Here is a 21,381-nt window from a genome sequence, read left to right as displayed (position 1 = left end):
AATGCCGAAGAAGATGGATATCCTTGCATCAGGCAATTCAACATTTCATTATTTTAATAACCGCACCCGGCACGTTTTTCCTTTAATCTTCCCGCCCTGTAACTGTTTCCATGCTTTATGAGCGACAGCCTGTCGCACCGCGACAAAGACATGGGCCGGATGCACGGTGATTTTGCCAATATCTGCACCGTCCAGACCAATATCCCCCGTCAAGGCACCTAACACATCCCCCGGACGCATTTTGGCTTTTTTTCCACCATCGATACACAACGTGGCCATTTCTGCTTCCAGCGGCACAATGGAACTATTAGCAGGCGGCGTTTGCCAGTTAAGTTTTATCTGCAACATGTCAGAGATGATATTAGCCCGCTGTGCTTCTTCCGGGGCACAGAAACTGATCGCCAGACCGCTATTTCCTGCACGCGCTGTACGTCCGATGCGATGTACATGCACTTCAGGGTCCCACGCCAGCTCAAAGTTCACCACCAGCTCAAGCGATTTAATATCCAGACCACGCGCAGCAACATCAGTCGCGACCAACACACGAGCGCTACCGTTAGCAAAACGTACCAGGGTCTGATCGCGATCACGTTGCTCCAGATCGCCATGTAACGACAATGCACTTTGCCCTGCTTCATTCAGCGCGTCGCAGACAGCCTGACAATCTTTTTTGGTATTGCAGAACACCACGCAAGAGGACGGCTGATGCAAACTTAATAACCGTTGCAGCAGCGGAATTTTACCTTTGCTGGACGTCTCATAAAATTGTTGCTCAATGGGTGGCAGAGCATCTGTTGAGTCAATTTCAATCGTCAAAGGATCGCGTTGCACTCGCCCACTGATTGCGGCAATGGCTTCCGGCCAGGTTGCCGAAAACAGAAGCGTCTGTCGAGAGGCTGGCGCAAAACGGATGACATCATCAATGGCGTCGCTAAATCCCATATCCAGCATGCGGTCGGCTTCATCCATCACCAGTGTATTCAACGCATCCAGCGACACTGTGCCTTTTTGTAGGTGATCCAGTAAACGGCCCGGCGTTGCCACGATAATATGCGGTGCATGTTGTAACGAATCACGTTGCATACCGAACGGTTGACCACCGCACAACGTCAAAATTTTGGTATTTGGCAGAAAACGCGCCAGCCGACGCAATTCACCTGCCACCTGATCCGCCAGTTCACGCGTAGGACACAGCACTAAAGCCTGGGTCTGAAATAGCGACGCATCAATTTGCGGTAACAAGCCGAGGCCAAAAGCCGCCGTTTTGCCGCTACCGGTTTTCGCCTGCACGCGAACATCTTTTCCGGCAAGGATCGCCGGAAGCGCCGCGGCCTGCACCGGCGTCATGGTTAAATAACCCAACTCATTAAGGTTCGTGAGTTGGGCGGGAGGCAAAACATTCAGGGTAGAAAAAGCGGTCACAATCTATTCTCGTGGTCATCGACGCAAAGTTAGCAGGCGCGTATCCTCGCAGATCTACGCTCACGATGCGACAATTTAATCGGTTCTTCATCGGGGGGTGGGTCGGGCATAGGTTGCGGACGAGGAATCGGCTCGGGCACTGGAACAGGATCGCCAGGAATCGGTTCAGGGACAGGAATTTGCAAATAAAGGAGTGTCGTCATATTTCCCTCCGGTCATTGGGTTGACTCTTAAAGGGTAGACGCTGACAAATAACAGGCAAAAAAAAGCCGACTTATCAAAGTCGGCGTCGTACGAATCAATTGTGCTATGCAGTAATTCAAAAAAGGAAGTAAGACAATATGGAGCGCAACGCCCATCGCTTGACGTTGCATTCACCTGCGAGAGAGATATTGCCCTGAATGGGTAGAGACTTTATTGACTTCGCTCAAACTTTGCGGTGTTTTTGTATACAGACAGCAGGTAAAATTGCTTTTGTTACAACCATTTACTACGATGCAACCATAAAGCAACACCACCAATAAGAACAACTAACAGAATACAAAAAATTGAAAATCCGAATTGCCACCCGCCGCCAGGAATCCCACCAAGGTTGACGCCAAATAACCCGGTCAGAAACGTACTGGGTAAAAAGACCATTGCCATCAACGACATTGTATAGGTACGACGGGCTAAATTTTCCTGCATCACCTGAGCGATTTCATCTGCCATCACGCCAGTTCTGGCTATACAGGCGTCAATTTCATCCAGGCCGCGTCCGAGGCGATCGGCAATATCCTGCATCCGACGGCGTTGGTCATCGCTTATCCACGGCAAGCGTTCACTGGCAAGACGCGCGTAAACATCTCGTTGCGGCGCCATATAGCGACGCATCACGATTAATTGCTTACGCAGCAACGCCAGGAATCCACGCGGTGGAATTTGCTGATCAAGGAGATTATCTTCAAGGTCGATAATTTTATCGTGCAGCTGCTCGATAAATTCACTGGAATGATCGGTCAACGCATCGCACACATCCACCAGCCAACCACCGCAATCGGTCGGGCCTGTGCCCTCTTCCAGATCGCTAACCACATCGTCCAGCGCCAGCACTTTGCGTTGTCGGGTCGAAACAATTAACCGCCCGTCCATATATACACGCATGGCGACCAGTTGATCGGGGCGTTCATCGGTGCTGCCGTTTATACAGCGCAGTGTAATCAGCGTGCCTTCACCGAGACGGCTGACTCGGGGCCGTGTGCTCTCGCCTGCCAGCGCATCACGTACGTTATTGGGAAGCAGCGGTGTTGTCGCCAACCATTGGGCGCTACCATGGTGTACATAATTAAGGTGGAGCCAGCAGGGATGCGCTTCATCAATCACATCTGTATTTTCCAGCGGTTTAACGCCGCCTCTACCATCCAGAATCCAGGCAAATACAGCATCCGGGACATTAACGTCCGCTCCCTTAATCGCTTCCACAGTGCCTCCATCATCAACGCATTATTTTGTAGTCTAGCCCTCTGGCTCTGTTACGCAACATCTCATCACCCCATTGCCCTGAAATGATTAATAAAATGCTGTCTATACCCGTCATACTTCAAGTTGCATGTGCGTTGGCTGCGTTCGTTCACCCGAGTCACTTACTTATGTAAGTTCATCGGGATTCTCTCACTTGCCGCCTTCCTGCAACTCGAATTATTTAGGGTATAAATTGAATACAAAAAGCAAAATGCTTTTCCGTATACAAACCGTGTGAAGCGTTAAATAACGTCTATCATTATCAGAATTATCTGATCATATGGCATGGCCTTTTTGCGATCGGATAGCAACAAAAATTGATAAAAATAACGGGATCTCAATGATTACGCACAACTTCAATACCCTGGACTTACTCACCAGTCCTGTCTGGATCGTTTCGCCCTTTGAGGAACAGTTAATTTATGCCAATAGTGCGGCGCGACTGTTGATGCAAGACCTCACGTTTGGTCAGCTACGAACCGGTCCCTATTCCGTCTCCTCACAAAAAGAGCTGCCGAAATACCTCGCCGATCTGCAAAACCAACACGATATTATCGAAATCCTCACCGTTCAGCACAATGGAAAGGAAACAGCATTAAGCTGTCGGCTTGTTTTGCGAAAGCTGACAGATGCAGAACCGGTGATTATTTTCGAAGGTATCGAAGCACCTGCCACGCTGGGTTTAAAAGCCAGTCGCTCGGCAAATTATCAGAGAAAAAAGCAAGGTTTTTATGCGCGTTTTTTTCTGACTAACTCTGCGCCAATGTTGTTAATTGACCCCTCACGAGATGGCCAAGTCGTCGATGCTAACCTCGCCGCGCTCAATTTCTATGGTTATAACCATGAAACGATATGCCAGAAGCACACCTGGGAAATTAATATGCTTGGGCGTCGCGTCATGCCTATCATGCATGAAATTTCGCATTTACCCGGAGGGCATAAACCATTGAATTTTATTCATAGGCTTGCAGATGGTTCGACTCGCCATGTGCAGACCTATGCCGGGCCGATTGAAATTTATGGCGACAAGCTAATGTTATGTATTGTGCATGATATTACTGAGCAAAAACGGCTGGAAGAGCAACTGGAACATGCAGCCCATCATGATGCGATGACCGGATTACTGAATCGGCGACAGCTTTATCACATCACCGAGCCGGGCCAAATGCAGCACCTCGCCATCGCCCAGGATTACAGCTTGTTGCTCATCGACACCGATCGTTTTAAACACATTAACGATCTCTATGGGCATTCTAAAGGTGATGAGGTGTTATGCGCCCTCGCCCGCACTCTAGAAAGTTGCGCTCGCAAAGGCGATTTGGTGTTTCGTTGGGGAGGCGAAGAGTTCGTCTTATTACTACCAGGAACCCCACTGGATACCGCTCTTTCGCTGGCTGAAACTATTCGCGTAAACGTGGCAAAAGTGAGTATTTCGGGCTTACCACGCTTTACCGTCAGCATTGGTGTGGCGCATCACGAAGGGAATGAAAGCATCGATGAACTGTTTAAACGCGTTGATGATGCTTTGTATCGAGCGAAAAATGATGGACGCAACCGCGTGCTGGCTGCATAAGCAACGGATGCGTCTCGTGATCAACGACTGCGCTTAGCGTGGCGCTCCCAGTTTTCTTGCTTCGCCTGTGCCGTTTTACGTAGTGCGACGTAACACGCCCCGCTGCCGCCATGATGCGGTAGCGCGGTACAATATGCCTGAACATCATCAAATTCGGTCAGCCAGTGCGCCACATAGCTTCGGACAATATTGGCATGCGATTTATCTTCCCGCCCTTTACCATGAATAATCAGCACATTACGCAAACCATCCACCAGGGCCTGTTGAATGAAACGGAACATCATTTTGCGGCACTCTTCCACCGGCTGGCGCAAAAGATTCAGGCTCGCCTGTTGGGGATATTTACCACTGCGCAGCTTATCCAGCACCCCATGTTGCACCCCTTCCCGCCAAAATTCCAGCGGCTGGCTTAGCGGGATGATATCGAGAAATCCGGTGGTGAGAAAATTATCAAGTTGCAGCGTGTCGATACGCTGCGGCGCACGTTGGTTACGCGTTGGATGCCAGTGGACATCTGTAGCACGTTTTAGCGGCTGGACATCTTCCATGGCGTCAAGAAACAGCGATTTGTCGTCAAGGTTCATGTTACATCCTCCCGCAATTAAGAGCGCGATATGATAACCAGGCCGGGTCGGTCCAACAACGTATTCCCCAAATTTCCAGTAATAAGTTCCAAATGATGCCGATATTTCAAGCAAAATGATTATTCATTCACGATATTAATAATGTAACTTATATTTACGTGAAATCTGTCACTGAAGAAAATGGGCAACTAAAGGTTAAACCGTTATAACACCGTCACCGGCAGAGAGGAGACCATGCCTGATTTAAGATGCGGATGCGCTTTCGGTACAATTTCACTGACTGGAATTATCCCTGCCCAGAGCTATGTGATGGATTGCCACCATTTCTTAAGGCAGAGCAAGCAAAACCTGGCCAGTTATCTTTTTGGTGGTATGGCTGCTGATGTTGCAGGCGTGGTATCTTGTTGGCTGCCGATAGGTCCGGGGATTTACCCACGTTTACCTTGAGAGAGAACGGATGCTGAAATTACTTGAAGAAAAAATTGCCACGCCACTGGGTCCACTGTGGGTGATTTGCGATGAGCAATTTCACCTGCGGGCGGTTGAATGGGAAGAGTACAGCGAACGCATGGTGCAGCTGCTGGACACCCATTATCGCAAAGAAGGCTATGAGCGCATTTCTGCCACCAACCCAGGTGGTTTAAGCGACAAGCTTCGTGAATATTTTGCCGGTAATCTTAGCATTATTGATACGCTTCCCACTGCCACAGAGGGAACACCATTTCAGCGCGAAGTCTGGAAAACACTACGCACTATCCCCTGCGGACAGGTAATGCATTACGGCCAACTGGCTGAACAATTAGGCCGCCCTGGCGCGGCGCGTGCCGTTGGTGCGGCAAACGGATCGAATCCCATCAGCATTGTCGTCCCTTGCCATCGGGTGATTGGCCGAAACGGCACCATGACCGGATATGCAGGTGGAGTTCAGCGAAAAGAGTGGTTATTGCGCCACGAAGGTTATCTTTTGCTGTAACCATTAAACAATTTGTGCCAGCTTGTTCACTCTTTTATATAAAGTTACCCTTAACAACTTAAGGATTTTCAGATAGATAGACATATATTTACATCTAATATCGGAATTCTCTGCTGTTAAGGTTTGCTTAGACTTACTTGCTCCCTAAAAAGATGTTAAAATTGACAAATATCAATTACGGCTTGAGCAGACCTATGATCCCGGAAAAGCGAATTATACGGCGCATTCAGTCTGGCGGTTGTGCTATCCATTGCCAGGATTGCAGCATCAGCCAGCTTTGCATCCCGTTCACACTCAACGAACATGAGCTTGATCAGCTTGATAATATCATTGAGCGGAAGAAGCCTATTCAGAAAGGCCAGACGCTGTTTAAAGCTGGTGATGAACTTAAATCGCTTTATGCCATCCGCTCCGGTACGATTAAAAGTTATACCATCACTGAGCAAGGCGACGAGCAAATCACTGGTTTCCATTTAGCTGGTGACCTGGTGGGATTTGATGCAATCGGCAGCGGTCATCACCCGAGCTTCGCGCAGGCGCTGGAAACCTCAATGGTATGTGAAATCCCGTTCGAAACGCTGGACGATTTGTCCGGTAAAATGCCGAATCTGCGTCAGCAGATGATGCGTCTGATGAGCGGTGAAATCAAAGGCGATCAGGACATGATCCTGCTGTTGTCGAAGAAAAATGCCGAGGAACGTCTCGCTGCATTCATCTACAATCTGTCACGTCGTTTTGCCCAACGCGGCTTCTCCCCTCGTGAATTCCGGCTGACGATGACTCGTGGAGATATCGGTAACTATCTGGGTCTGACGGTAGAAACTATCAGCCGTCTGCTGGGTCGCTTCCAGAAAAGCGGTATGCTGGCAGTCAAAGGTAAATACATCACCATCGAAAATAACGATGCGCTGGCCCAGCTTGCTGGTCATACGCGTAACGTTGCCTGATTTTTACGCATAACTCACTATCCTTCTGTCATATCATTAAATTTTTCTGATTTATTGATCTGGCAGAAGGTTCATCACTGTTTCATTCACCAGATATGGGTTAATCTTTTAATTACAAACTGCGTTGACAGTTGTTGTAAGGAGACCCTGTATGGCTATGTATCAGAACATGCTCGTTGTTATCGATCCTAACCAGGACGACCAACCAGCATTGCGGCGAGCTGTTTATTTACATCAACGGATTGGTGGCAAAATTAAAGCCTTTTTGCCGATCTATGACTTCTCATACGAAATGACCACCCTGCTCTCCCCGGACGAACGTACCGCTATGCGTCAGGGCGTCATCAGCCAGCGTACAGCCTGGATCCAGGAGCAGGCAAAATATTATCTCAATGCTGGCGTTCCTATTGAAATTAAAGTGATCTGGCATAACCGTCCTTTCGAAGCCATCATTCGGGAAGTGATCAGCGGCGGGCACGATTTGGTGCTAAAAATGGCGCACCAACATGACCGTCTGGAAGCGGTGATTTTTACGCCAACGGACTGGCATCTGTTACGCAAATGCCCAAGCCCGGTGTGGATGGTGAAAGATCAGCCGTGGCCGGAAGGGGGTAAGGCGCTGGTGGCGGTGAATCTCGCCAGTGAAGAGCCGTACCATAATGCGCTCAATGAAAAACTGGTCAAAGAGACGATCGAACTGGCAGAACAAGTCAACCATACCGAAGTGCATCTGGTTGGTGCTTATCCGGTAACGCCAATTAATATCGCAATTGAACTGCCGGAATTTGATCCGAGCGTTTATAACGATGCCATTCGAGGACAACATTTGCTGGCAATGAAAGCCCTGCGGCAGAAATTCGGCATTAATGAAAACATGACGCACGTGGAAAAAGGTCTGCCAGAAGAAGTGATTCCTGATTTAGCTGAACACTTACAGGCGGGGATTGTGGTTCTGGGTACGGTCGGACGCACCGGTATTTCAGCAGCATTCCTCGGCAACACGGCAGAACAGGTGATTGATCATCTTCGCTGCGACCTGCTGGTCATTAAACCTGACCAGTATCAGACACCCGTTGAGCTGGATGACGAAGAAGACGATTAATGACGCTTCAATAACTGACAAGGCCCGATTTATCGGGCCTCAGACTGATGACAAAGCCAGGCAAGTGTACGGACGCTCCCCGCGTCCTAAAGGAAGTTTGTGTCTGTTTTGACCCGTAAACGAGTTTGTCGGCAATCTCAGGCACGATTTATCGTGCTTATTTTTTAAATTACGACTCTTCGCCGCCAAGGAAATAAATTCCCAACGGGATTGCCAGCAACACAGTAAAGACCAGGCTATAAACAAAAATCATCGATGACTGAATCACATACATTGATGTCGTCCACTCAGACAGCGGAATATTGTACTGTTCTATAACGCCGCCGATGGTCGCGCGAGTCACAACCGACGCCGCAATAATGAAAACCGCCAACAAACCAAAGAGAAATTTCTTCCCTTTCGCTGACTTCAGTTTCGCCATAATCATGATGTAATCCTTGTGCAGACAAATTTTTTGTTACCTGAACGTAACAATACCATGACATTTCACCGTTGTCTGCTCTGAAAACCTCACCTCTTAGCTGGATTTACAATCAACGCATTGATTAGTTAGCTAATGTTGATACTTCCTTCCCTGACTATTGATGATCTGAATGAATTGTCACAGTAAAATAGTCCCGCCAGGGGTTTCCGGCATGACGACAATTATCTGGAGGAGCCTGATAAAACAATGATCGCTGAACTGTTTACAAATAATGCGCTTAATCTGGTCATTATTTTCGGTAGCTGCGCAGCATTGATTCTGATGAGTTTTTGGTTTCGCCGTGGAAATCGTAAAAAGAAAGGATTTTTATTCCATGCGGTGCAATTTTTAATCTACACCATAATTATCAGTGCTGTTGGCAGCATCATTAATTATGTTATAGAAAACTATAAAATCAAAGTTATCACTCCAGGCGTTATCGACTTTATCTGTACGTCCCTGATTGCGGTTATTCTGACGATTAAGCTATTTCTGCTAATTAACCAGTTTGAAAAACAGCAGATTAAAAAAGGTCGCGATATCACCAGTGCGCGAATTATGTCGCGCATCATCAAAATCACCATTATTGTGGTGCTTGTTCTGCTTTATGGCGAACATTTCGGCATGAGCCTTTCTGGCTTGCTGACCTTTGGTGGTATTGGTGGTCTGGCTGTCGGTATGGCCGGTAAAGATATTCTGAGTAACTTCTTTTCCGGGATTATGCTCTATTTCGACCGTCCTTTCAGTATTGGCGACTGGATCCGTTCACCTGACAGAAATATCGAAGGTACAGTAGCAGAAATTGGCTGGCGAATTACCAAAATTACGACCTTTGATAATCGTCCGTTATACGTACCGAACTCGCTGTTTTCGTCAATCAGCGTAGAAAACCCAGGGAGAATGACCAACCGCCGTATTACCACGACCATTGGTTTACGTTATGAGGATGCGGCAAAAGTGGGCGCTATTGTCGAAGCCGTACGTGAGATGCTGAAAAATCACCCGGACATCGACCAGCGACAAACCTTACTGGTTTATTTCAACCAGTTTGCTGACTCGTCATTGAATATTATGGTTTATTGCTTTACCAAAACCACAGTATGGGCTGAATGGCTTGCTGCACAGCAAGACGTTTATTTGAAGATTATCGATATTGTACAGTCACACGGCGCGGACTTTGCCTTCCCCAGCCAGACGCTGTATATGGATAACATGATACCGCCGGACCAGGGGCGCTAAATCAGACATCACTGGCGTTATCCACAAGGGTAACGCCAGTTTCCATCAAATCAATGCTTCACAATATACATTGTCCGGCTATACGCCACATCTTCCGGGTTATTAATAGGATAACCTTTCAGCCACGGCTTGATTAATCGTCCATTGGTATATTGATAAATTGGTGCAATCGGTGCTTGCTCCATGAGGATTTTTTCTGCCGCGTTGTAATCGGCATTACGCGCTTTAACAGTATTTTCCGTCGATGCCTGGGCCAAAACTTTGTCATATGCCGGATTGTTAAAGCGTGAAATATTCCCGGAATGCGTTGATGTTAACAGCGTCAGGAAGGTGGAGGGTTCATTATAATCCCCCACCCACGAGGCGCGGATAACATCAAAATTGCCGGTATTACGGCTATCGATATAGGTTTTCCATTCCTGATTTTGCAGTTTGACATCTACGCCAAGATTCTTTTTCCACATCGATGCTACAGCAATCGCAATTTTTTGATGGTTCTCAGAAGTGTTATACAAAAGCGTCAGCTTCAGCGGTTTTTGCGGACCATAACCCGCTGCGCTCAACAAAGTTTTTGCCTGCGCATTCAGTTCTTCCTGACTCATTTGTTCAAACGGCGAAGGTTCCGGCGTAAATCCCGCGGTAACATCTGGCGTAAAATGCCACGCTGGCTTTTCGCCCGTCCCCAACACTTTTTCAGTCATCAGACGGCGATCTATCGTCATACTTAATGCCAGACGAACGCGCTGATCTGCCGTCGGCCCTTTTTGCGTGTTAAACGCATAATAATAGGTCCCGAGCTGCGGCGGCGTATAAACCTGCCCCGGAATATCCTTCACCAGCTTCTGATACAGATTTTTCGGGAAGGATTCGGTGATATCAATATCACCCGCGAGATAACGCTTAGTGGCTGCGGATTCCTGATTAATTGGCAGGAAGGTTACTTTTTGCAGCACCGTTTTGGCGTTATCCCAATAATGGGTATTCGGCACCACGACCAGTTTTTCATTGACTACGCGCTCTTTAAGAACATAAGCGCCATTGCCGATCAGATTGCCGGGTTTCGTCCAGCCCTGACCGCTTTCAACGTTGGCTTTTTGCACCGGGAAGAAGGCAACGTTGGCGGTTAAATTCACAAACCACGGCAACGGTTTATCAAGCTGGATTTTTAGAGTATGGGCATCAACTGCGGTGACGCCAAGCTGGTCAGGCGTGGCTTTACCATCAATAATCGCCTGTGCGTTGTTGATTCCCGCCAGCGCGGCAAACCAGGCAAATGGCGATAGCGTTTTCGGGTCAACCAGACGTTGCCAGCTGTAGACAAAATCCTGCGCCGTTACCGGTGTGCCATCCCCCCATTTTGCATTATCGCGCAGGGTAAAAGTCCAGATACGGTTGTCGTTACTTTTCCACTGAGTCGCAACGCCGGGAACAATCTCCCCTTTCTCGTTCTGATTCACCAGACCTTCAAACAAATCGCGAATGACCTGAATCTCTGGCAGGCCCACGGCTTTAGCGGGATCCAGCGACGCAGGCTCATCTTTAATATGGCGCACCAGCTCCTGCTTCTCGGCCAGTACTGTGCTGCTCGGAACTTCTGCAGCATATGAAAGAGAAATGCTGCTGACCAACAGTGCACAACACGTGACTGAAACAGAGTGCTTCATAAGTTACCCTCAAACCTGCGTTAATAATGATGCGTAATTATTTGTTTCGCCTTAAAGAAATGCAAACAACTTCCGGCAAAAAAGTGATACAAGATCGATAACATAGCGTTGAAGAAAAGGATTTGATAATCCGCAAAATTTGCACAACACTGCCAGTAATACTTCCTGAATCAGAGACGATCATGACCGTAACCCGCCCACGTGCCGAACGCGGCGCATTTCCCCCCGGAACAGAACATTACGGACGTTCATTATTGGGCGCGCCGTTAATCTGGTTTCCGGCCCCTGCAGCCTGTCGCGAAAGTGGTTTGATTCTGGCTGGCACTCACGGTGATGAAAACTCTTCGGTCGTCACGCTCTCCTGTGCTCTACGGACTTTGACACCTTCTTTGCGCCGCCATCATGTAGTGCTGTGTGTGAATCCTGACGGCTGCCAGTTGGGGTTACGGGCCAATGCTAATGGTGTGGATTTAAACAGAAACTTTCCGGCAGCGAACTGGAAGGAAGGTGAAACGGTTTATCGCTGGAACAGCGCCGCTGAAGAACGTGATGTCGTTTTACTGACGGGTGACAAACCTGGCTCCGAACCTGAAACCCAGGCGCTGTGCCAACTTATACACCGCATTCAACCTGCCTGGGTAGTCTCATTCCACGATCCACTGGCCTGTATTGAAGATCCCAGACACAGCGAATTAGGCGAATGGCTGGCCCAGGCGTTTGAATTGCCACTGATAACCAGCGTCGGTTATGAAACGCCCGGCTCTTTCGGCAGTTGGTGTGCAGATCTGAACTTGCATTGCATCACCGCAGAGTTTCCCCCCATTTCCTCCGACGAAGCCAGCGAAAAATACCTCTTTGCAATGGCAAACTTGCTGCGCTGGCATCCTAAAGATGCACTTCGCCCGTCGTGAACTGAAGCGCCGATTCTACATCTACCGCCAGCCAGGTCGGTCCGTCAAGATCGGCGAAACTGACCTGCGGCACCAGCGGTAAAGCGGCGCTAATGGCACGAGAAGTACACAACATGCAGCCCAGCATCAAACTGAAACCTTGTGCACGCGCTTCGGTCGCCAGCGCCAGAGCTTCCGTCAGGCCGCCGGTTTTATCGAGCTTAATGTTAACCATCTCATAGCGCCCTTTCAGCGCCTTCAGATTGCTACGGGTATGACAACTTTCATCAGCACAAATCGGTAACGGATGAATAAAATTCTCCAGCGCCGCATCGTCCTGCGCAGGAAGCGGTTGTTCAAGCATCGCAACGCCTAAATCAGCCAGCAGCTGGCAACGCGCCGCCAGTCCTTCTGCACGCCAGGATTCATTCGCATCTACGACCAGCGTCGCATCAGGCACAGCCGTACGAATTGCCACCATCCGCTCACTGATAAGATGGTCATCCAGCTTCACTTTCAGCAATTTCGCGCCTGCCTGCCAGAGTGTTGATGCACTATTAGCCATCTGATCAGGCGTACCGATGACGACCGTCTGTGCTGTGGTGACTGTCTCGGGAAGCGTTATGCCGAGCAAATCAGCCAGCGATTGCTGCTGTTTTCGCGCTGCCAGATCCCACAAAGCACAATCCAGCGCATTACGTGCAGCACCGGCAGGGAGAATTTTTTGTAACTCCTCCCGTGTCAGCCCTTTCTGCAATTGCGGCACGACACTCATAATTTGCGCCATTACCGAGGCATCACTTTCTCCATAACGCGGATATGGCGTGCATTCGCCGGTACCTTTAATACCCTCTTCTTCCAGTTCAACCACTACCACGCGCGCTTCACTGCGGCTACCTCGTGCAATCACAAACGGGGTATGTAAGGGCCAGGCTTCCTCGAATACCTTAACGGTTCTCATCTTTACTCCTTGTTGTCGCGGTGGTCTGCGGATTAAGCGCAAATAGCGTTTGCTGTGTTATTAACAGTTAGCATAAACTAGGCATTACGTTAACTATATGTAAACAGGAAAGATAATCATGTCACAAACCGTTCATTTCCAGGGCAACCCGGTTACAGTCGCCAATTCCATCCCGCAGGCGGGTAGCAAAGCGCAGACTTTTACTCTCGTGGCAAAAGATCTGTCTGACGTCACCCTCGGTCAGTTTGCGGGTAAACGCAAAGTGCTGAACATTTTCCCGAGTATTGATACCGGTGTTTGCGCCGCATCAGTACGTAAGTTTAACCAACTGGCAGCCGAGATCGACAACACCGTTGTGCTGTGTATCTCTGCGGATCTGCCGTTCGCCCAGTCTCGTTTCTGCGGCGCAGAAGGTCTGAACAACGTTATCACCCTCTCCACTTTCCGTAACGCTGAATTCCTGCAAGCCTACGGTGTGGCAATCACTGATGGCCCACTGAAAGATCTGGCTGCGCGCGCCGTTGTGGTTATTGATGAAAATGACAATGTGATTTTCAGCCAGCTGGTAAATGAAATCACTACCGAACCAGATTACGAAGCAGCTCTGGCGGTACTGAAAGCATAAATTACTATGCCTGATGGTATTCACCATCAGGCTTTTCGCGCTTACTCTTCGTTCTTCTTCTGATTCAGACCATATTCCCGCAACTTATTGGCAATCGCGGTATGCGAAACGCCGAGACGTTTTGCCAGTTTGCGCGTGCTGGGATAATTGCGATAAAGCTGGGTTAATACCGAGCGTTCAAAACGGCTGGTGATTTCGTCCAGCGAACCTTCCATCGCATCTTCACCCACGGCTACCGTTGCGGCGTCATAATCCGGCAACAAAATATCCTGTGGACGAAGTTCATACCCGTTCAGTTGTGTCAGTGCGCGATAGATAGCGTTCTTTAACTGCCGCACATTCCCCGGCCACGCATAGCGCGTAAGTACCGTATTCAGGTCAGCGGCGAGTTTCGGACGCGGCACGCCCTGCTCGTCGGCAAAGCGGGCGACGAACAGCTCAGTTAACGGCATGATATCCTGCGGACAGTCACGTAACGGCGGCATATTGAGTGTCAACACGTTCAGACGATAATAGAGATCTTCCCGGAACACGCCTTTTTGCACCAGCTCAACCAAATTCTTCTGAGTCGCGCAAATCACCCGCACATCGACATGCACTTCATGGTCTTCGCCAACCCGACGGAAAGTACCATCATTAAGGAAGCGCAGTAACTTCGCCTGCATGCGTGGCGACATCTCACCTATTTCATCCAGCAGCACCGAGCCACCGTTCGCCTGTTCAAAAAAACCTTTCTTCCCTTCCGGGGCATGACCAAACAGTTCACTCTCGACTGCATCTTCCGGAATAGACGCACAGTTCAACGCCAGGTATGGTTTGCTCGCTCGTGGGCTTGCCTGATGGCAAGCGTAGGCAAAGAGATCTTTACCTGTACCTGTATCCCCCGTAATCAGCAACGGCGCGCTTAGCATCGCTAGTTTCTGCGCCTGTTCGACAACATGCTTCATTTTCTGGCTGACGGCGACAATTTGACTGAAAGCGCTGACATCCTGCGCGGCGACATTCTGTAACTGACGGCCCATACGGATCGTCGAGCGCAGCATCACTACCGCCCCCGTCAGGACATGTTGATCATTTTCATCCTGAAGATAAACAGGCGTAATCTCCATCAGGAAATTCTGCCCATTAATAACGACATGCTCGTTATGGGAATCTTGCGGTTCGCTTTCCAGCCAGCGTAAAAAATTAAAGCCGTTAATCAATTGCGCGGCGGTATGGTTGCGCAGGCGATCCAATTTTTGCCCAAAAAGCTGACAGCTCGCCGGGTTCGCCATATCCACCTTGCTTTTCATATCGACAGAAAGCACAGGTTCAGGCAACGCCTCCAGCAATGCGCTCAACGCCAGATGCTCACGTTCGGAAGGCATCCACGGAACAGTACGCACATCGGTAACACCTGCAATACGGCGTATTTCGGCCATCAGACTGCTGAAACTCTCAAACTCCAGTTCGGCAAAATTGAGGTAGATTCGCCCAATGGGGTCAATCTCAATACCGCGTAAATCAATGCCTCTTAGCACCAGTAGATCGAGTAATTCGCGGGTCAGACCGAGTCGGTCTTCACAAAAGACTTCCAGACGCATGGGAACCTTCACCTGAAAAAAGAACAATTAATATGATGATATGACACTATTTGGATAGCAGGAAGGTTTGTGTCAACAATCATTGACACAAAGACGGAAAAACGGGCACTTCGGCGTAAAGATATCCGGTCAGCACCCGATATTGCATTATTTTTCGCTGGGCGTTTTACCTTTTTGCAGCGTCTCTTTCACCTGACCGATAAGTTGACGACGGAAATCCCCGAGGCGAGGTTTGTCATCGTCAATCCATGGCAGTGGGCGGCAAAGCTCCATAGCTTTAATCCCCAGTCGTGCCGTCAGAAGTCCAGCTCCAATCCCCTGAGCTGCGCGGGTAGACAAACGAGCGGCGAGATCTTGCGACATCCAGTCCATCCCCACTTCGCGCACCAGTTCGCTGGCTCCGGCAAAAGCGATATTCAGCAATACCAGTTTGAACAGACGCAAACGGCTGTAATACCCCAGTTCAATGCCATACAGCGTGGCGATGCGATTAATCAAGCGCAGATTGCGCCAGGCGATAAACGCCATATCCACCAGCGCCAGTGGGCTAACGGCAATCATTAACGTTGATTCCGCCGCCGAACGACTGATTTCGCGCCGCGCCTGGGCATCTAAAACCGGCTGGACCAGATGCGCATACAGGCTGACCACTTCACGATCGTTCTGCGTTTCATGGATTGAGGCATACCAGCGTTGCAGCGCCGGATGGGACTGATCAATACCCGCCTGCTGCGCCAGTTTTTCGCAAAATGCGCGCCCTTTACCCGTGCCGTGACTGTGCAACAAATCGCGCGCCTCGTCGCGTTCGTGGGCACGCTGTCGCAAACGCCATAAGCGCCGCCACTCTGTGACCACAGAGCCCACGCCCGCGCCGATAATCAGTGCCCCAGCAGCACATCCCCCCAGCGCCACCCAGTCCTGAGTTTGCCAGGCATTCATCGTCCACTGTACACCCTGCCCGACAACGCTTGCGCCAAACAGTGCAAGCCCACCCATGACCATTTTGCGCCACAGACTGCGTTTCGGACGTAACGCAGCGTCCATCACCGCTTCAACCTGCCCCTCTTCTTCCGGCGTTTCGTCGAGCGTGGCCGGGGCAAAATTTTGCGCCTGATTTTCGTCAAAGGTCTGCTGCGCCCTGAATTTTGGATTCTGATCGACCTCCAGCGGACCGTCGAAATCAATACGTGGTTTTAACGGTTCGGTCATCGCAATTTATCTCCTATTAAAAATTCCAGCGCGGCATCAAGACGAATATGCGGCAGCGGTTTGTCGACATCCATCACCTGCGGACGAAACGCTTCAAACTGGAAGCCTTGCTGATCCCAGAACGCCTGACCAGGCAAACGTGCGGGAACTTCGCCAGGATAAACAGTGAGTGGTGCGCCATCGCTGAGGCGATTACCGCGCAGTGCCGGGATTTTCTCACCGTTAACATCAATAATGCCGCTGGTGGTCGCCTGAACTGACGCCAGCCCCAGGCAGTCCATGCTGATCCCTTCGAACGCCGCATTTTGCCAGGCATCCTGAATCAGTTGTTGCAGTAATGAAACCATATTAGCGTGCTGATCGAGGGTCACATGGTCCGCTTTAGTGGCAGCAAACAATAGCTTATCGATAACCGGCGAAAACAAGCGCCGGAACAGGGTACGCTGCCCGTAGTGGAAACTTTGCATCAGCTGCGTCAGCGCCAGACGCATATCATTAAATGCCTGTGGCCCACTGTTGAGAGGTTGCAGGCAATCCACCAGTACAATCTGGCGGTCAAAGCGTAGAAAATGATTCTTATAGAACCCCTTCACCACTTTCTCGCAGTAATAATTAAACCGCTCGCGCAGCATTCCGGCATTGGTGTGCTTATCGGCCTGCGCCAGTTTGGACTCGCCCCAGGCATCAACATCCAGCCACGGGAAGAATTGCAGTGCGGGCGCACCTGCCATATCTCCCGGCAAGACAAAGCGCCCAGGCTGAATAAAGTGCAGCCCCTGTTGTTTGCAGTGGTGGAGGTAATCGGTCCACGCGGCGGCAATGTCTGCCAGCCGGTTTTCGTCAGCAGGAGCAAGCGGGTCCAGCCCTTCGCACATCATTCGCCATTTCGCCGCCCATTCGCCGCGCTGACCATTGAGTAAACCCGTCATCTGGCGCGACCAGCTTAAATAGTCCTGTGCCAGCATTGGCAGGTCGAGCAACCATTCGCCGGGATAATCCACAATCTCCAGATACAGCGTGGAGGTATCCTTGAAGTGGCGCAGCAGCGAATCGTTCGATTTATAGCGTAGCGCCAGGCGAATTTCACTGACGCCGCGTGTCGGCGTCGGCCAAGCGGGAGGATCGCCATATAACTGCGCCAGCCCTTCATCATAGGTGAAACGCGGAATGCCAAAGTCACGCTGGGGAATGCGTTTTACGCCCAACAGGCGCTCTTCACGCGCCGCGCTTAACAGCGGCAAACGTGCTCCGGCATGAATATTGAGCAACTGATTAACCATCGCAGTGATAAACGCTGTTTTGCCGCTGCGGCTAAGTCCGGTTACAGCGAGGCGAAGATGTCTGTCGACACCCCGATTCACCAGCGCATTAAATTCATTTTTAAGTCGCTTCATTGCTGTCCTGTGCTGCTCTGAAGACCAGAAAAAATCATTCGTAAGGATATGAATGTGGGGGCCAGTCCATTGATTATCAACTGCCCGTGTTGTCATCGACGGACGAACTCCATAAGATGTGCAGCATTCACGTTCGGACGGAGTTCCTGACCTATGTCCCCTACTATTTATGATATTGCCAGGGTTGCAGGCGTATCAAAATCCACCGTATCACGCGTGCTGAATAAGCAAACCAATATCTCCCCGGAAGCGCGCGAAAAAGTGTTACGAGCGATTGAAGAATTACAGTATCAGCCAAACAAGCTGGCCCGTGCGCTGACCTCTTCGGGCTTTGATGCCATTATGGTGATTTCTACGCGTTCGACCAAAACTACGGCGGGTAATCCCTTTTTCTCTGAAGTTTTGCATGCCATCACCGCCAAAGCTGAAGAAGAAGGTTTCGACGTGATATTGCAGACGTCGCACAGCCCGGCAGAAGACTTACAAAAGTGTGAAAGCAAAATTAAGCAGAAAATGATTAAAGGCATTATTATGCTAAGTTCGCCAGCGGATGAATCATTTTTTGCCCAACTCGATAAATACGATATTCCGGTGGTGGTAATTGGTAAAGTTGAAGGTCAATACGCTCACGTTTATTCTGTCGACACCGATAATTTTGGCGATAGTATTACGCTGACCGATGCGTTAATTGAAAGCGGGCATAAAAATATAGCCTGCCTGCATGCTCCGCTTGATGTCCATGTTTCAGTTGACCGCGTTAATGGTTATAAGCAAAGTTTGTCTGCACATAATATTGCAATGCGTGATGAATGGATTATTGATGGTGGTTATACCCACGAAACAGCATTAAAAGCAGCACGACAATTATTAAATCAGTCACCGTTGCCAGAGGCGGTGTTTGCCACTGACAGCCTAAAATTAATGAGCATTTACCGTGCGGCGGCAGAAAAAAATATTACAATTCCGCAGCAGTTAGCGGTGGTAGGTTATAGCAATGAAACACTTTCGTTTATATTAACACCTGCACCGGGTGGCATCGATATTCCGACACAGGAGTTAGGTCAACAAAGCTGCGAGTTATTATTCCGCTTAATTGCCGGAAAACCATCACCACAAAATATCACCGTTGCCACGCATATGTCGTTAAAATAAATGCCACAGGTAGGCCGGATAAGGCGCTCGCGCCGCATCCGGCAATGTAGCACATTATCAGAACGAGTAATTCACCCCGACACCCGCATAATGGAATTTATCGCTGTCGCCTTCGTCGTGATCCTGCCACTCAAACGCGTATTCCAGCGAAACGGAGAGACCGTTCTGGAAGTCATAACCGTAAAATAAACCAACACGGTTAAAGTCATGACCTTCGCGTTCAATATCATCCCGCCAGTCCCAGTTACTCCAGCGATCCAACCCAATGCGCGTATACGGCGTCACCGAGTGGTTGCCGAGCGTCAGCGGCAAATAGGCGCGAATTTCTTGCGTGGAAAACTCACCGTTATTGCGGCTATCATCCATATTGAAGCCGCGCTCAAGATAATAGTTCACTCGCAAGGCAACCGTTTCGTTGAAGGTATATTGCAGACCTGTTTCCGTTTCGACACGGGTATCAGCGTAACCGGTCGTGTTCAAATCGTTGGCAAACTTATACATCGCCAACCAGCCGTTGAAGCGTAAATCGTCAGTCAGTTTCACATCCCAGTCTGGAGCCACTTTCCAACGCTGCATATTCGCCGTGTCTTTACCCGGTTCATCAACGTAGTGATAGCCATATTACGGAAACCACCTGTCAGGCCGAAACTGAAATCATCGCTTTCGAGGAACTGATAATGTACTTCAAGTTCCGGGCGGTCGAACCACGTTCCGCGTTTACCGGCGCTATAATCTACCGGCCCTTCCTGATAATAGGCCAGCGATATTCTCCACGGACCGTTGGCGGCATTAAAATAGACCGAAGGCTCTGCCAGTCCATCCATATCTTCGCCATAACCTTCGACGTTTTCTATTTCATACATCGCACCGATATTAAAGTGCCACTCGTTCTTTTCTTCTGCCTGTGCGCAAGCCATTCCCGCACACATCACCAGTGCGGTACAGGGTAATAAATTTTTCATTATTGTTCCTTGTAGTATCCTTGGGGAATGCCTTCCCCTTTTCATTTAGCGGATTGCAATTTCCGTTTCTGCATCAAAGAAATGACATTTTGTCATGTCAAAATGAATAGTGATATTTTCTCCTGCATAATAATCATTTAATGCACCAGCACGAACCACTAACTCGTGCCCCCCAACCGTGGTGTAGAGCATAAATTCCGCACCGGTTAATTCTGCCACGCTTATTTTGGCAGAAATGTTATTTTCATCTTGCGCTTCCGGATGAATATCTTCCGGACGTATTCCCATCACAATAGGCTTATGCAAACTTTCCTGCGTGTTTAAGACCGTTAGTTTTTCCTCAGGAATGGTTAATTTAAGCGTTTCCGTAACAAATTTATTGCCATCGATCGTTCCGCGAATAAAATTCATCGCAGGTGATCCTATAAAGCCGGCAACAAACATATTCGCCGGTTGGTTATAAACTGTTTTTGGCGCTCCAACTTGCTGGACAATTCCATCCTTCATAATCACAATCCGCGTCGCCATGGTCATCGCTTCGGTCTGATCATGGGTAACGTAGATCATGGTAGTGTTCAGCTTCTGATGCAGTTTGCTGATCTCTGCGCGCATCTGTACGCGCAGCTTGGCATCCAGGTTAGAAAGCGGTTCATCCATCAAAAACACACCCGCTTCGCGCACAATCGCCCGTCCGAGCGCCACACGCTGGCGTTGCCCGCCGGAAAGCGCCCCCGGCTTGCGTTTCAGGTACTCACGCAGGCCGAGAATTTGCGCCGCCCAGTTAACTCGTTCATCAATCACCTCTTTGACGATTTTTTGCATCTTCAGGCCAAACGCCATGTTGTCGTAGACCGTCATATGCGGATAAAGCGCATAGTTCTGGAACACCATCGCGATATTGCGCGCTTTGGCCGGAACGTCGTTCATTCGTTTACCATCGATCAACAAATCGCCGCCGCTAATCTCCTCCAGTCCGGCAATCATGCGCAGCGTGGTCGATTTACCGCAGCCAGAAGGGCCAACAAAAACGATGAACTCTTTATCGGCAATCTCCAGGTTGAAGTCCTTCACCACATGCACCTGGTTATCGTAGATTTTTTGAATATGTTGTAACGAAAGCTGTGCCATGTTGATTCCT

At 49.4% G+C, this 21,381-nt stretch carries 20 protein-coding genes and 2 pseudogenes; 9 read left to right on the top strand and 13 right to left on the bottom strand.

The window, feature by feature from the left end; translation table 11 throughout:
* Positions 1-48 precede the first annotated feature (48 nt).
* The 4 genes from dbpA to A7090_RS26525 form a co-directional block, all read right to left on the bottom strand.
* Complete coding sequence (gene dbpA / locus A7090_RS09650; protein ID WP_105273863.1) at positions 49-1,422, bottom strand: ATP-dependent RNA helicase DbpA; 1,374 nt, start codon at positions 1,420-1,422, stop codon at positions 49-51.
* Between the two features lie 29 nt (positions 1,423-1,451).
* Positions 1,452-1,625 carry a proline-rich small protein YnaL gene (ynaL, locus tag A7090_RS27035; RefSeq protein WP_105273862.1) on the bottom strand — a complete coding sequence of 58 codons (174 nt, stop codon included), beginning with the start codon at positions 1,623-1,625 and terminating at the stop codon, positions 1,452-1,454.
* 274 nt (positions 1,626-1,899) lie between these two features.
* A complete protein-coding gene (zntB, locus tag A7090_RS09640; RefSeq protein WP_105273861.1) occupies positions 1,900-2,883 on the bottom strand; it encodes a zinc transporter ZntB in 984 nt (327 codons plus the stop codon).
* A 13-nt stretch (positions 2,884-2,896) separates the two neighbouring features.
* Positions 2,897-2,944, bottom strand: a complete 48-nt coding sequence (locus A7090_RS26525) for a hypothetical protein (RefSeq protein WP_212737315.1) — start codon at positions 2,942-2,944, stop codon at positions 2,897-2,899.
* 318 nt (positions 2,945-3,262) lie between these two features.
* Between A7090_RS26525 and dgcM the strand changes: the two genes are divergently transcribed.
* Positions 3,263-4,495: a diguanylate cyclase DgcM gene (dgcM, locus tag A7090_RS09635; RefSeq protein ID WP_105273860.1), complete on the top strand. Its 1,233-nt coding sequence runs from the start codon at positions 3,263-3,265 to the stop codon at positions 4,493-4,495.
* Positions 4,496-4,515: 20 nt separating this feature from the next.
* Here the strand turns inward: dgcM and smrA are convergent, their stop codons facing one another.
* Positions 4,516-5,079 carry a DNA endonuclease SmrA gene (smrA, locus tag A7090_RS09630; RefSeq protein WP_105273859.1) on the bottom strand — a complete coding sequence of 188 codons (564 nt, stop codon included), beginning with the start codon at positions 5,077-5,079 and terminating at the stop codon, positions 4,516-4,518.
* Between the two features lie 349 nt (positions 5,080-5,428).
* On the opposite strand from smrA, the pseudogene A7090_RS26165 reads away from it, so the two are divergent.
* The 4 genes and pseudogenes from A7090_RS26165 to uspE form a co-directional block, all read left to right on the top strand.
* Positions 5,429-5,526 (top strand): annotated as a pseudogene (locus tag A7090_RS26165) (hypothetical protein); the annotation flags it as partial.
* Between the two features lie 10 nt (positions 5,527-5,536).
* Positions 5,537-6,052, top strand: a complete 516-nt coding sequence (gene ogt, locus A7090_RS09620) for a methylated-DNA--[protein]-cysteine S-methyltransferase (protein WP_105273858.1) — start codon at positions 5,537-5,539, stop codon at positions 6,050-6,052.
* A gap of 194 nt (positions 6,053-6,246) precedes the next feature.
* Complete coding sequence (gene fnr / locus A7090_RS09615; protein WP_000611911.1) at positions 6,247-6,999, top strand: fumarate/nitrate reduction transcriptional regulator Fnr; 753 nt, start codon at positions 6,247-6,249, stop codon at positions 6,997-6,999.
* A gap of 151 nt (positions 7,000-7,150) precedes the next feature.
* Positions 7,151-8,101 carry a universal stress protein UspE gene (uspE, locus tag A7090_RS09610; protein WP_105273857.1) on the top strand — a complete coding sequence of 317 codons (951 nt, stop codon included), beginning with the start codon at positions 7,151-7,153 and terminating at the stop codon, positions 8,099-8,101.
* A gap of 169 nt (positions 8,102-8,270) precedes the next feature.
* Here uspE and A7090_RS09605 read toward each other — a convergent pair whose 3' ends face one another.
* On the bottom strand, positions 8,271-8,528 hold the full coding sequence (locus A7090_RS09605; protein WP_105273856.1) for a DUF2534 family protein: 258 nt from the start codon (positions 8,526-8,528) through the stop codon (positions 8,271-8,273).
* Between the two features lie 243 nt (positions 8,529-8,771).
* On the opposite strand from A7090_RS09605, the gene ynaI reads away from it, so the two are divergent.
* Positions 8,772-9,803: a low conductance mechanosensitive channel YnaI gene (ynaI, locus tag A7090_RS09600; protein ID WP_105273855.1), complete on the top strand. Its 1,032-nt coding sequence runs from the start codon at positions 8,772-8,774 to the stop codon at positions 9,801-9,803.
* Positions 9,804-9,853: 50 nt separating this feature from the next.
* On the opposite strand, the gene mppA is transcribed toward ynaI, so the two are convergent.
* Positions 9,854-11,467 (bottom strand): murein tripeptide ABC transporter substrate-binding protein MppA, encoded by a 1,614-nt coding sequence (gene mppA, locus A7090_RS09595; RefSeq protein WP_105273854.1) that lies wholly within the window; start codon positions 11,465-11,467, stop codon positions 9,854-9,856.
* 182 nt (positions 11,468-11,649) lie between these two features.
* On the opposite strand from mppA, the gene mpaA reads away from it, so the two are divergent.
* The gene (gene mpaA, locus A7090_RS09590; protein WP_105273853.1) at positions 11,650-12,378 is read left to right on the top strand and encodes a murein tripeptide amidase MpaA; all 729 of its coding nucleotides are present in this window, start codon (positions 11,650-11,652) and stop codon (positions 12,376-12,378) included.
* On the opposite strand, the gene ycjG is transcribed toward mpaA, so the two are convergent.
* Complete coding sequence (gene ycjG / locus A7090_RS09585; protein WP_105273852.1) at positions 12,353-13,318, bottom strand: L-Ala-D/L-Glu epimerase; 966 nt, start codon at positions 13,316-13,318, stop codon at positions 12,353-12,355. The two genes, mpaA and ycjG, sit on opposite strands and share 26 nt — an antisense overlap.
* Positions 13,319-13,436: 118 nt before the next feature.
* Between ycjG and tpx the strand changes: the two genes are divergently transcribed.
* Positions 13,437-13,943, top strand: coding sequence for a thiol peroxidase (gene tpx, locus A7090_RS09580; RefSeq protein WP_105273851.1), 507 nt, complete (start codon positions 13,437-13,439; stop codon positions 13,941-13,943).
* Positions 13,944-13,984: 41 nt separating this feature from the next.
* Here the strand turns inward: tpx and tyrR are convergent, their stop codons facing one another.
* The 3 genes from tyrR to A7090_RS09565 form a co-directional block, all read right to left on the bottom strand.
* Positions 13,985-15,526, bottom strand: coding sequence for a transcriptional regulator TyrR (tyrR, locus tag A7090_RS09575; RefSeq protein ID WP_105273850.1), 1,542 nt, complete (start codon positions 15,524-15,526; stop codon positions 13,985-13,987).
* A gap of 147 nt (positions 15,527-15,673) precedes the next feature.
* Entirely contained in the window at positions 15,674-16,735 is a 1,062-nt protein-coding gene (locus A7090_RS09570; RefSeq protein ID WP_105273849.1) for a YcjF family protein, read from the bottom strand.
* On the bottom strand, positions 16,732-18,129 hold the full coding sequence (locus tag A7090_RS09565; protein WP_105273848.1) for a YcjX family protein: 1,398 nt from the start codon (positions 18,127-18,129) through the stop codon (positions 16,732-16,734). Before A7090_RS09565 ends, A7090_RS09570 begins: the two co-directional genes overlap by 4 nt.
* A 153-nt stretch (positions 18,130-18,282) precedes the next feature.
* On the opposite strand from A7090_RS09565, the gene A7090_RS09560 reads away from it, so the two are divergent.
* Positions 18,283-19,281 (top strand): LacI family DNA-binding transcriptional regulator, encoded by a 999-nt coding sequence (locus A7090_RS09560; protein WP_105273847.1) that lies wholly within the window; start codon positions 18,283-18,285, stop codon positions 19,279-19,281.
* Between the two features lie 57 nt (positions 19,282-19,338).
* Here A7090_RS09560 and ompG read toward each other — a convergent pair.
* Together ompG and A7090_RS09550 are read right to left on the bottom strand one after the other, a co-directional pair.
* Positions 19,339-20,243 (bottom strand): annotated as a pseudogene (gene ompG, locus A7090_RS09555) (monomeric porin OmpG).
* A 45-nt stretch (positions 20,244-20,288) separates the two neighbouring features.
* On the bottom strand, positions 20,289-21,371 hold the full coding sequence (locus tag A7090_RS09550) for an ABC transporter ATP-binding protein (protein ID WP_105273846.1): 1,083 nt from the start codon (positions 21,369-21,371) through the stop codon (positions 20,289-20,291).
* Positions 21,372-21,381: the final 10 nt, after the last annotated feature.

Origin of the sequence: Escherichia sp. MOD1-EC7003 (genome assembly GCF_002965065.1) — a bacterium.
Taxonomy (GTDB): Bacteria; Pseudomonadota; Gammaproteobacteria; order Enterobacterales; family Enterobacteriaceae; genus Escherichia.
This window is presented reverse-complemented; position numbering and strand designations above follow the sequence as displayed.